14 protein-coding genes are annotated in these 13,663 nt (G+C 43.2%); 3 read left to right on the top strand and 11 right to left on the bottom strand.

What is annotated here, in order from left to right; translation table 11 throughout:
• Positions 1-35 precede the first annotated feature (35 nt).
• A complete protein-coding gene (locus WC743_RS27700; RefSeq protein WP_373016803.1) occupies positions 36-1,205 on the top strand; it encodes a PepSY-associated TM helix domain-containing protein in 1,170 nt (389 codons plus the stop codon).
• 351 nt (positions 1,206-1,556) lie between these two features.
• On the opposite strand, the gene WC743_RS27695 is transcribed toward WC743_RS27700, so the two are convergent.
• From WC743_RS27695 to WC743_RS27670, 6 genes are all read right to left on the bottom strand, one after another.
• The gene (locus WC743_RS27695) at positions 1,557-2,582 is read right to left on the bottom strand and encodes a 2Fe-2S iron-sulfur cluster-binding protein (RefSeq protein ID WP_373016802.1); all 1,026 of its coding nucleotides are present in this window, start codon (positions 2,580-2,582) and stop codon (positions 1,557-1,559) included.
• 401 nt (positions 2,583-2,983) lie between these two features.
• Positions 2,984-3,979, bottom strand: coding sequence for a zinc-binding alcohol dehydrogenase family protein (locus WC743_RS27690; protein ID WP_373016801.1), 996 nt, complete (start codon positions 3,977-3,979; stop codon positions 2,984-2,986).
• A gap of 195 nt (positions 3,980-4,174) precedes the next feature.
• Positions 4,175-4,786, bottom strand: coding sequence for a superoxide dismutase (locus WC743_RS27685; RefSeq protein ID WP_373016800.1), 612 nt, complete (start codon positions 4,784-4,786; stop codon positions 4,175-4,177).
• A gap of 287 nt (positions 4,787-5,073) precedes the next feature.
• Entirely contained in the window at positions 5,074-5,544 is a 471-nt protein-coding gene (locus WC743_RS27680) for a nucleoside deaminase (protein ID WP_373016799.1), read from the bottom strand.
• A complete protein-coding gene (locus WC743_RS27675) occupies positions 5,544-5,879 on the bottom strand; it encodes a tRNA-binding protein (protein ID WP_373016798.1) in 336 nt (111 codons plus the stop codon). Before WC743_RS27675 ends, WC743_RS27680 begins: the two co-directional genes overlap by 1 nt.
• A 161-nt stretch (positions 5,880-6,040) precedes the next feature.
• Positions 6,041-7,867, bottom strand: a complete 1,827-nt coding sequence (locus WC743_RS27670; protein ID WP_373016797.1) for an FAD-dependent oxidoreductase — start codon at positions 7,865-7,867, stop codon at positions 6,041-6,043.
• Between the two features lie 86 nt (positions 7,868-7,953).
• Between WC743_RS27670 and WC743_RS27665 the strand changes: the two genes are divergently transcribed.
• Positions 7,954-8,478, top strand: coding sequence for a YfiT family bacillithiol transferase (locus WC743_RS27665; protein WP_373016796.1), 525 nt, complete (start codon positions 7,954-7,956; stop codon positions 8,476-8,478).
• A gap of 112 nt (positions 8,479-8,590) precedes the next feature.
• Here the strand turns inward: WC743_RS27665 and WC743_RS27660 are convergent, their stop codons facing one another.
• Genes WC743_RS27660 through WC743_RS27645 form a run of 4 tightly spaced genes read right to left on the bottom strand, consistent with a single transcriptional unit; the run spans position 8,591 to position 11,772 of the window.
• Positions 8,591-10,000, bottom strand: coding sequence for a hypothetical protein (locus WC743_RS27660; RefSeq protein WP_373016795.1), 1,410 nt, complete (start codon positions 9,998-10,000; stop codon positions 8,591-8,593).
• A gap of 5 nt (positions 10,001-10,005) precedes the next feature.
• A complete protein-coding gene (locus WC743_RS27655) occupies positions 10,006-10,803 on the bottom strand; it encodes a hypothetical protein (protein WP_373016794.1) in 798 nt (265 codons plus the stop codon).
• Positions 10,804-10,826: 23 nt separating this feature from the next.
• Positions 10,827-11,327, bottom strand: coding sequence for a heavy-metal-associated domain-containing protein (locus tag WC743_RS27650; protein ID WP_373016793.1), 501 nt, complete (start codon positions 11,325-11,327; stop codon positions 10,827-10,829).
• A 55-nt stretch (positions 11,328-11,382) separates the two neighbouring features.
• The gene (locus tag WC743_RS27645) at positions 11,383-11,772 is read right to left on the bottom strand and encodes a hypothetical protein (RefSeq protein WP_373016792.1); all 390 of its coding nucleotides are present in this window, start codon (positions 11,770-11,772) and stop codon (positions 11,383-11,385) included.
• Positions 11,773-11,892: 120 nt separating this feature from the next.
• On the opposite strand from WC743_RS27645, the gene WC743_RS27640 reads away from it, so the two are divergent.
• On the top strand, positions 11,893-12,810 hold the full coding sequence (locus WC743_RS27640; protein ID WP_373016791.1) for a DUF6607 family protein: 918 nt from the start codon (positions 11,893-11,895) through the stop codon (positions 12,808-12,810).
• Positions 12,811-13,074: 264 nt separating this feature from the next.
• Here WC743_RS27640 and WC743_RS27635 read toward each other — a convergent pair whose 3' ends face one another.
• Positions 13,075-13,560, bottom strand: coding sequence for a DUF3347 domain-containing protein (locus WC743_RS27635; RefSeq protein ID WP_373016790.1), 486 nt, complete (start codon positions 13,558-13,560; stop codon positions 13,075-13,077).
• Positions 13,561-13,663: the final 103 nt, after the last annotated feature.

Here is a 13,663-nt window from a genome sequence, read left to right as displayed (position 1 = left end):
CAGTTTGTATTAAGCGCAACCTATAAATTGTAAGTATGACTCCATTTAAAAAAGTGATGCTTTTTTGCCACCGCTGGCTCGGATTTATTTCCGGGCTTGTGGTGTTTATAGTGAGCATTACCGGCTGTATCTTTTGCTTTCAGGATGAGATCCAGGATGCTGTTTACGAATATCGTACGGTGCAGAATACCGGGAAGCCGTATGTACAGCCGTCACAACTGATAGCCGAAGTAAAAAAGGCCTACCCCAAGGCATCACCCGATTATATCTACTACTTTGGCAAAGAGCGCCCGGCGGGGGTTTTAGTCAACATGGGTAAAGAAGGCTTTGAATACGTTTTTTTAAACCCATATAACGGCAAGATTACTTATCATGAAAAACCGCAGACCAACTTTTTTATCATAGTTGAGTACATTCACCTATACTTACTGCTACCACCTGCTATAGGCAAGTGGATTGTAGGCGTATCGGTTATCATTTTTATGGTGATAATGGTAACAGGGCTTATTCTTTGGTGGCCCAAACGTAAAACCGACCGGAAACGCAGCTTCACCATTAAATGGGGTGGCCGCTGGCGCAGGGTTAATTATGATCTGCATAACGTGCTTGGCTTTTATGCTACGTCCATTACCATGATATTGGCTATATCCGGCCTTGCTATCGCCTTTGAGCCGGTAAGCAAAGCCATTTACAACATAGCTAATCTTGGGAGCGTGGATTATAATAAAGAAGTAACAGAGCCCAAATCAGATTCATTAAAACGTGCAGGGCTTGCAAAGCTGCCGGTAGTTGATCTTGCTTTTGCGTATGCCAGGCAGCAAGCACCTGCTGCCGAGATGTTTTTGATCCATAACGACCCTGCTCTATCGGGAGCTATCGGCGTTGGAGCATACGCTAAGTCGATGCATTATTCGCATGCTACTGGTTTCGAGTTTGACAAATACAATGGCAAACTGCTTAAATCATACATATACGACAAAAAGAGCCCCGGCCTGAAGCTGAATGAGATGAATTACGACATCCACGTAGGCCAGATATTAGGCTTACCGGGGAAGATCATCGCTTTTTTAGCCAGCCTTATAGCCGCGAGTTTGCCAATTACCGGCTTTATTATTTGGCTGGGAAAACGCAAAAAATCTAAATCGAAAAATGTACGCACCCTGGTTCACCGTAAAACGCATAAACAACAGGTACAGCGGGTGTGAGTATTTATTTGGATGAAAGAGCAATATTTTCATTTAACCACAGAGGGCACTAAGAAAAAACACAAAGGTCACAGAGATTAATTCTGTGACCTTTGTGCTTGGCCCTTGTTGGAGTTGTCACTACAGGTGTTCGGAGGACGAAAAAAGCGGCGGATATGTGCGATTCCCTCCCCACGGGAGGGTGCAGGGAGGGGTTTATGAGATAGGGCTTGGCGTAAATAACCCCTACCCGCCACTTCGCAGGCAGCCGCGCCCTTCCCCAAGGAAGGAGTCTCCCGCTCTTGTTGGTGTTGTCACCAACAAGGGCAAAGTCCTTCATCTTTTGTCGCCCATCCTTCCTCCCAAAAATCCCTACTTATATTCTATTTCCACATCATCTGTTAAGGCATGGCCGGTACAGGTAAGGATCCAGCCGTTGGCAAGGTCATCATCTGTAAGCACTTCATTCTTGGCCATTTCTACTTTGCCTGTTTTACAAAAAGCGATACAGGCCGAGCAGATGCCGCTGCGGCAACTATAAGGCAGGTTTATTTTATTTTGGAGCGCGGCCTGTAAAATAGATTGGTTTTCGCCCTCTACTACATCATGCAGCTCGTTATTAAAATTTATGCGGATGTTTTTGGGCGGATAATTTGTTTGGCTCCCGGTAACGGCCACCGTCTCCAACACAAAGTTTTCTCTGTGGATCTGCCGCGGCTCAATCCCCATGTAAATTAACGTGAGCCGTATCATCCGCATATAAACAAACGGACCGCACAGGTAAAAGTCGGCCTTATCCCGACTAAAAATGATCTGGTTATTCACCAACTGCTCAACAATAATATTCGTAAGCCGGTTGGCATCGCTGCTTAACAGGTAAGTGATATTGAACCTATCGGGGAATTTTTCGGCAAGCGCATCCAGTTCGGCATTAAAGATAACCGACTGCCTGTCCAGGCTGCTATATATCAGGTGGATCTTGCTTTGGCCGGGCCGGTTAAGAATATATTTCAGTTGTGAAAATACCGGGGTTATACCGCTCCCTGCTGCAAAGAACACCAGGTCTTTTTCGGCCTCCATATCTTTCACAATAAATACCCCGGCTGGTTTAACCGCGTTAATTATATCGCCAACTTTAACTTTAGTGAGCAGGAAACGGGATATCTCGCCATTGCTAATGCGTTTAACGGTAATGGCCAGTCTGCCCTCATCAGGCGATGAGCTTAAAGAGTACGACCGGCGTACTTCCTCGCCATGATGATTGAACACCAGGGTAATAAACTGCCCTGCTTTGTACTGAACCTTCCTGCCATGTGTTTCAACTAAATAAAAGGTAGCCACATCAGGCAGTTCCCATTTTATTTCATCAATTCTTAAATTTAGTAACTCCTGGTTCATTAAAGTATTTAATAATCTCTTGCTTCAAAGTCGCTCGGCTCCAGCCGGGCAAGTGTTCGGAAGATTGGTATTCCTGACAAATTCCCCTCTTGAGAGGGGGCGCGTTGATGGTGCGGCTGCAGGGGTGTGTTATTCGCCACAAAAAACACACCCCTGCACCCCTCTCAAGAGGGGAATCGCACATATCCATTGCTTCTTTCGTCTTCCCAACACCTATGGACCGGAGCCGAGCGACTAAATCATTGTTTTTTACATTCTTATCACCCCTGCAGTCGCTTGGCTCCAGCCGAGTGACCGTTATTACGCGGCGTCCCGCCGCAGTGTATGAGCATGCCGGGCGGCCGGAGGCCTTATAATAGTCGTCACTCGGCTGGAGCCGAGCGACTAAATCATTGTTTTTTTTATATTCTTATCACCAGTTTCCCAAACTGCCTCGAGCTTCCCATCTTGTCAAATGCTTTTGCAGCCTCGGCAAGCGGAAAAACTTCATCAACAACCGGTACAATCTTATGCTCTTTTACAAAATCGAGCATCGCTTTAAAATCTTCCTGTGTGCCCATGGTGGTGCCTAAAATTTGCAGCTGTTTCCAAAAAATTGGCCGTGCATTTATTTCGGGGATGTTTCCGGCTGTACCACCAAAAAATACTATCCTACCTCCGGGGCAACACAAGTCGGGTATTTTGGCAAAATCAGGGCCTAAAGCGCTATCTACCACTACATCAAAACCACCGCCTGCAAAAAGCTTTAGTTCCTCGGCCCAGTCCTGCGCTTTATAATTTACCCCGGCAGATGCGCCCAGTTGTTTGGCCAGTGCTATCTTCTCGCCACTGCCCGATGTTACAAACACCTGGCAGCCTGCAGCCAGGGCCCATTGTAATAAAAATGTTCCCGTACCGGCACCCACACCCACAATCAGCACTTTATCGCCCTTTTTAATTTTGGCTTTAATAAACAATGCCCTATATGCGGTTAAACCAGCCAAAGGCAATGCCGCGGCTTGTTCCCAGGTTAAATGAGCAGGTTTTGGATACAGGTATTCGGCTTTCACCAATACATATTCGGCCAGGGTACCATCATCCGGCAGGCCTAATATTTTAAATTCTTTCGATTGAAATTCGGGATGCTCACCCCAGTTATGCGATGGGTTAATGATCACTTCTTTATTAAGCCACTCACTTGCACCCTCTCCAGTTTCGGCAACAATACCGGCACCATCGGCACCTAATATGGTGGGATATTTTATCCCGGCGTATTTACCTATCGTGATCCAGTAATCGCGGCGGTTTAGTGCCGCTGCTTTTATCTGTACCAATACTTCGCCCGGCCCTGGGGTTGGCTTTTCAACTTCCTTATATACTAAGGGGTTTTCTGCTGATTCTAAAACGATGGCTTTCATAAGGTTCACAAGTGCGTCATTGCGAGGTACGAAGCAATCTCAAAACTGTGCATACCAGATATGCTTATCGGGAGATTGCTTCGTACCTCGCAATGACGCGTTTAAATATTAAATTAAAAAGCGGCAGAGTTGTTTCCAAATCCTGCCGCAATATAATTAAAGTCCTCTCCTTTGGAGAGGATTTAGGTGAGGCTATTAAGCGATAGCTTTGCTGTATAATTCTGAAACGTGTGCCCAGTTAATAACATTCCAGATAGCTGCCAGATAATCAGGGCGGCGGTTCTGGTATTTTAAGTAGTAAGCGTGTTCCCAAACATCAATACCTAAAACCGGTGTACCTTTTACTTCGGCAATATCCATTAAAGGGTTATCCTGGTTAGGAGTTGAGGTAATAGCCAATTTTTTATCGGCAGTAACAATTAACCAAGCCCAGCCAGATCCAAAACGGGTAGCACCTGCTTCAGATACTTTAGTTTTAAAATCGGCAAATGAACCAAAGGTGCTTTTTATTGCATCAGCTAACGGGCCGGTTGGCTCGCCGCCACCATTTGGAGACAATAATGTCCAAAACATGGTGTGGTTGTAATGACCGCCACCATTGTTACGTACAGCAGGCGGAAATTTTGAAATGTTTTTGATGATGTCTTCAATTTTTCCATCAGCCTCTGGTTTACCTTCCAAAGCTTTGTTAAGGTTAGTAACATAAGCCTGGTGATGCTTACCATGGTGAATTTCCATAGTAGTTTTATCAATATGAGGTTCCAGTGCATCGGTAGCGTAAGGTAACGCCGGTAGTGTAAATGCCATAATATTTAAAATTTAAGGTTAAACAAATCGTGATGAACAAATATAAGGTTAGAAAGTAGTTTTTGTTCTAATGTAATGTCATTTATATTGTCTGAATCAGAATTTACGAGATTAGTAAATTGTCAGAATTCTATTTATTCTTTAATCCTAAATCAGAATTTACAGAATTAAAGAATTTTCAGAATTTTGGTTATTCTTTAATCCTAAAAATTCCGCATAGGATCTGCAAGATTAGTAAATTTTCAGAATTCTGCTTATTCTTTAATTCTGTAAATTCTGATTCTGGTCTATCTTTTACTTTTAAAAAAATTCTTTACCAATTGGGCACATTCATTTTCGTGGATGCCGCCTGTTATTAACGTTTTGGGATGGGTAATGGTTTGATTAAGTCTGCCGAAACCCCGCCGGGTATCATAAGCGCCAAAAACTATCCGCCCTATCTGGAACCAGTACGATGCACCGGCGCACATTACGCAGGGTTCAAGGGTAACATAAAGGGTACAATCCGGCAGGTACTTACCACCCATATAGTTGGCCGCTGCCGTTAGCGCCTGCATTTCGGCATGTGCCGATACATCATTCAAACGCTCGGTTAAGTTATGCCCGCGGCCGATGATCTGCCCCTTACAAACTACTACCGCGCCAATAGGTATCTCATCCTCCTTAAGGGCGAAACGCGCTTCTTTCAAAGCCTCGTTCATAAAAAACTCATCGGGAGATATAGCTGGCTGCTCATCGCCAAAATTAAAATATCTCATTATATTAATTTACTGCCGTTAGGCACTGGTTTATCAATAACGGTTAAAACAATGTCGCCATTCTCATCAGCAAGGCCGGTCAGCAAAAACTCCGACATAAAATTTGCGATCTGTTTTTTTGGAAAGTTGATCACGCCCAAGATCTGTTTGCCGGGAAGCTCTTCCCTGGTGTAATGCCTGGTGATCTGCGCGCTGGATTGCCTGATACCGAACGGGCCAAAATCTACTTTTAATTTATAGGCCGGTTTGCGCGCCTCCGGAAAATCGGCAACCTCCAATATGGTACCGGCGCGCAGTTCCACTTTTTCAAAATCATTCCAGGTGATGGTTTCCATGTGGCAAAGGTATAAATGATAAATGTTTTGGGAACGATTTATCCCAAGATTTTAATCTGTAAAAAATACAGTGAAAAAGGCAGTGAAAAACCGAAAAAACTATGCAAAATCTGGTGATAATTAGAGATTTTTGCAGCAAATCTGTACAGTTTTGGATAATTTTAGTTGATGATCTTTCCGCTGATATCAACAGCTCTTGAAAAAGGATTTAAATATTTATTGGCAAGTACGGCAAACTCGCGGCGGGTAACCGGGCGCTTAACATCAAAACTTTGGGTAAATTTAAATTGGGTTTTCCAGGCGCTTTGCATTACTTTTTGCAGTACTGCCGGGTCGGTAAGGGTCATTTCGCTAATGTACGATAGCAGGTTACCAACGGTAAATACCTCCGCGGGCTTAGTTTTGTTAAACCATAAAAACGACCGCGAATAGATCTCATTCAGAATAGGTTGAATATCTGCAGTGCTAACTGTAGTATCGGGATAAAATAGCACCTGGGCACTGTTTCCGTTAACTTTTTGTATACCCCGTATAAGGCCCGTAGCGCTCACCTGCTGTATAGCACGGAAGGAAGGATCAGACCTGGGGATATCCGCAAAAGGCATTAATATCCCTTTAAAATCCAGAATCTCTCCCTGTATCACCCTAACTTTCAGGCTTTTAGTTGTTGTTTTAAAGAACGCGCAATAGGCCGCGGTTGCGCCAACACCTTGCCCCAAAGTCATTTGTACCGATGGATAAGTGATACTTCCATTAACCAGGTGCGTAACTGACAGCGCTTTTTCGGTCACCAGTAAATTCTCCATATCCTTTACTACTATTGCCCCCAAAGGGATGCTATAGCCCGGGAAAGGCGGATATTTAATTTTTGGTACTCCCGGTGTAATGTAATGCTGCCCCGGCATGGCATCACCAACCCCGATAGAAGTACGGTATAACTGCGAACCACGGCTGTAGGGGGTATAAATATCATCCAAAACCATTCTTACCAAACCCGATACCCTGCCATTCTCCCGAATGTAAGGAATATAAGGCAAATGATCAGGCGTAGGGAAATCGTCACTTATCGATAGGTTTTTATAGCCTAATTCTGTTTGCAAGTAATAAATTAACCCAAGGGTATGCAGCCTGGCCAGCTTGTAGGTTTTCTCCCTGTTCTCGGGTTTCAGGTCTTCGGCAGTAACAGAATATTGGTTGGCGCAATCGCTCCAATTGATCATGTACTTATCATTTATTAACCTGCCCGAAGCCAACAGTTGTTTTATATCCACCTTTTTGAGGCAGGCATATTTCCCGGCATCGTAACCATCTGGTTTGGGAATGGTGCGGTTGGCAGTGCGGCCGTAATCTTTTAATATAGCTATATAACTTATATCCTGGATCTGGTTGGTAGCATTCTCCGGGGCTATTCCTTCACCGGTATCTTTCCGGCTATCAAAACCCGAAGTAAATATGGCGTTTGCTTTTGCAGCAACGTCACCTAATTCGGTAGCATCTACAACAACCCTTGCCTTTATTACGTCAGTTTTCCCATTTTGGGTGATGCTTACTTCCCAGCCCGTACCATCCTTTTTTATGGTGGTAAAAGGAGTGTTCATCCTGACAGTGAGGTTTTTAACTGTATCAGTTATTTTTTTAAGGATAGCCGCCCCCGTATAGGGTTCAAACGTAAGAATGGCATTCCGGGTGGTATCATAGCCAAGCCGGCTTTTATAAAACTCAACAACCCGGCCTCTAAATTCATGATAGATCCCTGCGGATAAATTGCGGTTTGCATCCAGGATGCACATTCCGCCTGCGGTCATGCTGCCACCCAGCCAGGGACCCTGCTCTATCAGCATAGTTTTCACTTTACTACGGGCGCTTTGTATAGCTGCAGAAACACCGCTTGCACCACCGCCAACAATCAGCACATCTGTCTTAATAGTTTCAGCATAGGTTAATGAACAATTTAGAACAAACAGCAGCGCAAGTAACTTTTTTATCATCCGATTAGTAAAATAACAACAAAACGCTAATTTAGGCCAAAAGCTTATGCAATTGTTAAATTTTTAGCCCTTAATTAAATAAAAACATGACAGACGAACAAATGCGTTATCCGATAGGGAAATTTGTACCGCCGGTAACCTATATCACCGAAGACATAACCCGCTGGATAAATGAGATCCATATCCTCCCCGGTAAAATAAGGAATGCTATAATGACCTTGACCGAAGCACAATTAAATACACAATACCGCACCGGCGGATGGACGTTAAGGCAGGTAGTGCATCATATAGCTGATAGCCATATGAACTCATTAACGCGTTTTAAACTGGCATTAACAGAGGATAACCCTACCATAAAACCTTATGACGAAGCTGGTTGGGCCATACAGCCTGATTACCGCCTGCCGGTTGAACCATCATTGAGAATGCTTGAAGGCATCCACCAGCATATGGTGGCCCTATTTGAAAGCTTTACCGAAAATGAATGGAACCGTACTTTTATACATCCTGCATCGGGTAGTGTTATGTCGCTTAAAAAGAACCTTGCCTTATATGCCTGGCATGGCAACCATCATTTAGCCCATTTGACCGAGACGATAAAGAAGTTTTAAAAGGGTTTGTAGAGACGCAATATTTTGCGTCTCAATTATACATAACAGAGACGCAAAATATTGCGTCTCTACAGGAAGAAAACAAAAGGGGGCAATTAGCCCCCCTTTTGTTTTACATATCCATATCCATCATCTTATTCATTTTAGGCTTGCCACCCATTTTCATTATAGCAGGTGTAATACGCAAATACACCTGGAAACCAAGTGGCGCATTGCCATACAAAGGCTTCAATGCCGATGGAGAAGCATTTAGCGTTGCCTGTGTACCTACAGTTAAATTGGTTTGTTTGTAGGTGGTCAATATTCTGTTAACGCCTAATGTTAACGCGTTTATTTTAAAATTGGGGTCGGTTGAGTATAGCGCTTCCAGGTCTAATTCCCCGGCATCTTTCACCACATATTCATACCGGCCGTAAATGGCAGTTTTGCTTAATTGAAAGCTATTCTCTAACAAAATACCGGGTTGTGTTTTGCTATGATGATCATTTTGACCGTAAACCAAAGTAGTGGCTACATAGCTATCATCGCCCAGGGTTTTGGTATGGATGGCAGATGCCGTAAAACGCTTAATATTATCACCCGGTTCGGCCTCCTCCGGGCTTTTTAGCCAGCCATGCGAAACCTGCAGCGCCCACTCTTTTGATGGATTTACAGATAAACGCATGGAGTAGGAATCAAACTTAGGCTTGTCAAAATTATAACGGAATTCGTCTGGTTCACGGCCGGTAAATATTGAGCCTTCCAGCTTTACATTCTTGTAGCGGAAACCTAATGTGGCTGTACCAAATGTAATGTGCGTGGCATCGGCATAGTGATGGCTCAATGGTGCATCCGGATTATTCATTGCAGAGACCCTGTGCATAAACACCGGCGGGCCAAGAGCAGGCTCGCCCGGATAACCAACAGATAGTGATACATCTGTATTTTTAGCCACCCTTTGCGTATAAGCAATACTTAGTTGGGAAAACAGATCATGCGGATGCTGCTTATCTACCAGTTTATTGCCTTTATATGATTCGCCTGTTTGGTACAGTAACGGATAGCCACCGGCTCCTACCAAAAACGGGTCGAACGAAAACATGGTATTTACTGAGAATAAGCCATTTTTACCAACCTTACGCTGGGCCATATACATGAGCCAGTTGGGCACATCAAACTGGCTGCCACCACGGCTGCCTTTATTAAACAGGTCTTGCTTGTTATAACGGGCAAAAAAACTGCCATGGATCATGTGCATCCATTTTTTACCGTGGATCATATACATATACATCGGCGTTTCATCAGGCACCCATGATGTACCCGAGCCATCCCGGTTCATGAGCAAATCAAGCGAGAACTGACTGGTCATCACATTCATTTTGTGTTTGGTAGTATCGTGCTGCATACCCTGCATATGATCATGCTTCATGGGTTTCTTAGGTACGGTATCTTTTTGCATATGCTGCTTATGATCCATCTGCTGCGCATAGGTAGTGGCAGCAGTTAACATCAGTATAACAGCTAATAAAATATGTTTTTTCATGGTGATTAAAGGTTAAAAAAGTTGTACTCAAACCGTATCAAATACATGTTGGCGCTATTGCGCTGCATGTTATTATACAATGGCGCACGGTAAGAAAGATCGAGCCTGCAAACGCTGTTAAAGATAAACTGAATAGCAGGGGCCACATCCAGATAGCTTTGCCCATAACCCGGGTTGCTTTTACCCAAAAGCTCGGCATACAGGTTTAAGTTTACCTGATCATAGCTGGTGTAGTTTTTAGGCAGCAGCAAATACCCCACTGATGCTGTATAGGCAACAGCTTCTTTCGCCCCTGTAATTGGCCGCGAATTACCGGTATTATTATACGCCCGCAAATAGCTTGCCGAGCCCGAGAACGCTATTTTATGGATGAGCTTGGTAAATATTACACCTCCCTGCAAGCCGGTATTGTCGCCCTCTAATGCTATCTCCTGCAAGGTATATGGATTGCTGCTGATGGCCGCCTTACCAAATATCGCCCCGCGGAAATGCGACTGCACAGTATCAACAGATAAAAACCGGTATTTACCATAAAAGCTTCCGCCTTCAAGACGCTGGCTACTTTGGTAAAAATCTGACCTGTATAAAGCACCGTGCAGCATTAGCTTACCGGTAGCACCGTACATTGCCTCTAACGTAGTTCTGTTCTTAAATTCGGGAGAGAAATAGCCTTGGTTTTCCAGCCGGATACCTAAAGAGTGGGCGGCCATATTGCTGGCAGGTTCGGTATTTACATACAATTCCTGCCCAAATACAGTATGCGCCAATGCCATAAGGCAAAAAGCCAATAATATAGTCTTCATAAAAAATGCTTTTAAAAAGACGCTTATATTGCTACGTGGTATACCCTGCCTGTTGTTGTTACAGGTGTTTCGGTGTTTTTGCCCAGGTGTTTTTTGGTTACCGAGTTTGGTGCAAAACCTTTATCTACCAGGGTTAGTGATACCGGCCCTGTCAATGCTTTATCGGCATTTAAAATTTTATAGGTGTCACTGCCAACTGTGAAAGTATTATCTGCAACCTTAGTGTTATCGAAATTTACAGTGGTTTTTAGATAATTTACGGAGAAGCCTGAGTTTTTAACTTTTTTGCTGATCTCTTCAAAACTAACCGGCACATCACTTTTGAAGGTGATAACATAAATGTTGTGCATCAGATCTGGCTTGATCTCGCTAACAAAAGGTAATGCTTTTAATGACTTTTCAGTAGTTCTTGCACACAATGAGCAGGTAAGGCCGCTAACTTGTAATTCGGCTTTGGTGAACTGGGCATTTGCAGCTGTAACAGTTGCTATAAAAAGGATGATATATATTTTTAGAGTTTTCATGTTTTTAAAATTGATTTTGATTAATAAGCTTAATAAACGATGTAATTAAGGCTTATCAAATGCGGAAAATGCAATTTTTGATAAAAACAGGAACGCTTTCCAATGGGATATCAGGCGGGCCGCGGTCGAAAAAGTGTTCAACTAATGCCTGCTGAGCAGAGAAAAGGAAATCTTCAAAGGGAAGTTTGGGAATTTCAAACGCGAATACCCGTGCTAAAAATGAAGTTTGCTGTGCTTCATGATCGTCCTTAACTTTTACATCAAGTTTTGAATCTTTACAGCAATTCATTTTGCTTTTAGCCATTGGCTTAGCACAGCTTTTAGCCGGAGCATTGATTTTTACCGAAGCAACCTCATTACCACAGTAATGCAGGTTAAGCGCAAAACCGGCTACTGTAATGGTATACAGCACCGCTAATAATATTGCACCCGGCTTTTTAAACATACTACAAAAATACTGTTTAAGTATCTGATTACAAACTGTTATATGTTAAATTTTTTGCCCCTCTATTTGTAAAATAAAAATTAATGCTTTTCTTTGTTTAGATTTAATCTAAATAAACATATGAAAAAAATAACCTTATTCTTATCACTTTGCATAATTACGATGAGCGCTTTTGCACAATCAAAATTAGAGCAAGACAGGCAGGCTATTAAAGCATTAGCCGGCTACTATAAAGTAACATTTAATTATGCCGAGACCTTTGCCCCGGATACTGCTTACAAATTCCATCCGAGATATAAATCATGGGGATACGAGTGGGCAATTGTGGTAGAAGACTCTCCAAAGAAAATTGTTATACAGCACCTTTTAGTTGTTGGCGATACCACCGTTATTAAACACTGGCGCGAAGACTGGGTGTATGAACAACCTACCGTATTGGCTTTTGATAAAGAGAACACCTGGAAAAAAGTAACCCTTAAACCCGAAGACGTAAAAGGCCGTTGGGTACAAAAGGTTTTGCAGGTTGATGACAGCCCGCGTTATGAAAGCATTGGTACATGGGTGCATGTTGATGGCCGCCACCAATGGCAAAGCGAAACAGATTCGCCACTGCCACGCCGTGAGTTTACCAAAAGAAGTGATTATAACGTTTTACGCCGCGGCAACCGCGTTTACCTAACCCCACAAGGCTGGATGTATGAGCAGGACAATAAAAAGATTGTACGCACACCAGAGGGCGATAAGCTACTTGCCCAGGAAAAAGGCTATGAAGAATTTACCAAGGTTGATGAAGCCAAATTTGCGTACGCTAAAAAATGGTGGGCAGGCCAGCAAGCTTACTGGACAGATGTACGCACTGCATGGGATAATGTAATAGCAAAAAATGCTACCATTAAGTTGAGTGGCAAAAAGGATGGGAAACTACTTTATGAGCGCCTGTTTGAATTGGCAGACCTATCTGCTAAAGAAAAATGGAGCGCCGCTAAAAATAAAGAGGAAGCAACCAAGATTATCAACGGATATTTGGTTCAGTCGTAACTCAATCTATTCTATAAAAAAAGAGAGGCCTGCCATATATCAGGCCTCTCTTTTTTATAACATAATTTCTATTACATTATACAAAGGCTCCTTCCCTGGGGAAGGGTGCGGCTGCATGTGAAGTGGTGGGTAGGGGTTATTTAATACCTATCTATCCTATAACCCCTCCCTGCACCCTCCCGTTGGGAGGGAATCGCACATATCCAGCGCTTTCCCGGAATACTTATCATTCCAGCCGGGCACCTAATCTTTAGTTAGATTGTATTATTTACCTTTTAAAGTAGCAGTAACCTTACCGCACTCCAGCATATCATCACCATAGTATGGGTTTCTTACATCTTCAGTTTCACTTAGCCATGATGCCTTTTTCATAGGGCAATACTGTTGATAAAGGGTGGTATTGTTCATTTTTAAGCCGGATACCAGGGCAAACATATTTTTTGACAAGCTTTCAAAATGCTCCCGCTGATGGTCAATAACAGTAGTTTCGCTTATGTGGCGGCTGTCGAATTTCAATTTATCAGCATACTTTGCCATTAGTTTTTGCTGTGCAGGATTTAACCCTTTAGCCGGTGTTGACAATGCGGCCAGCAATTCCTTCGACCTGCTTTTGGCTAATTCGGCATTACTGCCTACTAAAGCATTCTTTACGCTGATGTATGGGCCGGTAATTTTATCAATTGAATTGTTCTGAGCTTTTACCGATATTATAGAGATGATCAGTATTAAACTTAAAAGGATCTTTTTCATAATGAGTTAACGTTAATAATCAAACTTAAGCATATTGCTTTATAATTTCCTTGCACCCCGCCTCAATTAGTTTAAATACGGGCGCAAACTGGGCATCGTCATA

The organism is Mucilaginibacter sp. (assembly GCF_041660805.1).
Taxonomy (GTDB): domain Bacteria; phylum Bacteroidota; class Bacteroidia; order Sphingobacteriales; family Sphingobacteriaceae; genus Mucilaginibacter.
Note: the sequence above shows the minus strand (reverse complement) of the source record. Positions and strands in the feature narration are given on the sequence as shown.

What these genes read in the sequence shown, in the direction of transcription:
- WC743_RS27700 (WP_373016803.1), top strand. Translation starts at nt 36, where the DNA reads ATGACTCCATTTAAAAAAGTGATGCTTTTTTGCCACCGCTGGCTCGGA.
- WC743_RS27635 (WP_373016790.1), bottom strand. Translation starts at nt 13,560, where the DNA reads ATGAAAAAGATCCTTTTAAGTTTAATACTGATCATCTCTATAATATCG.
- WC743_RS27680 (WP_373016799.1), bottom strand. Translation starts at nt 5,544, where the DNA reads ATGAGATATTTTAATTTTGGCGATGAGCAGCCAGCTATATCTCCCGAT.
- WC743_RS27640 (WP_373016791.1), top strand. Translation starts at nt 11,893, where the DNA reads ATGAAAAAAATAACCTTATTCTTATCACTTTGCATAATTACGATGAGC.
- WC743_RS27695 (WP_373016802.1), bottom strand. Translation starts at nt 2,582, where the DNA reads ATGAACCAGGAGTTACTAAATTTAAGAATTGATGAAATAAAATGGGAA.
- WC743_RS27670 (WP_373016797.1), bottom strand. Translation starts at nt 7,867, where the DNA reads ATGATAAAAAAGTTACTTGCGCTGCTGTTTGTTCTAAATTGTTCATTA.
- WC743_RS27645 (WP_373016792.1), bottom strand. Translation starts at nt 11,772, where the DNA reads ATGTTTAAAAAGCCGGGTGCAATATTATTAGCGGTGCTGTATACCATT.
- WC743_RS27675 (WP_373016798.1), bottom strand. Translation starts at nt 5,879, where the DNA reads ATGGAAACCATCACCTGGAATGATTTTGAAAAAGTGGAACTGCGCGCC.
- WC743_RS27660 (WP_373016795.1), bottom strand. Translation starts at nt 10,000, where the DNA reads ATGAAAAAACATATTTTATTAGCTGTTATACTGATGTTAACTGCTGCC.
- WC743_RS27685 (WP_373016800.1), bottom strand. Translation starts at nt 4,786, where the DNA reads ATGGCATTTACACTACCGGCGTTACCTTACGCTACCGATGCACTGGAA.
- WC743_RS27655 (WP_373016794.1), bottom strand. Translation starts at nt 10,803, where the DNA reads ATGAAGACTATATTATTGGCTTTTTGCCTTATGGCATTGGCGCATACT.
- WC743_RS27690 (WP_373016801.1), bottom strand. Translation starts at nt 3,979, where the DNA reads ATGAAAGCCATCGTTTTAGAATCAGCAGAAAACCCCTTAGTATATAAG.
- WC743_RS27650 (WP_373016793.1), bottom strand. Translation starts at nt 11,327, where the DNA reads ATGAAAACTCTAAAAATATATATCATCCTTTTTATAGCAACTGTTACA.
- WC743_RS27665 (WP_373016796.1), top strand. Translation starts at nt 7,954, where the DNA reads ATGACAGACGAACAAATGCGTTATCCGATAGGGAAATTTGTACCGCCG.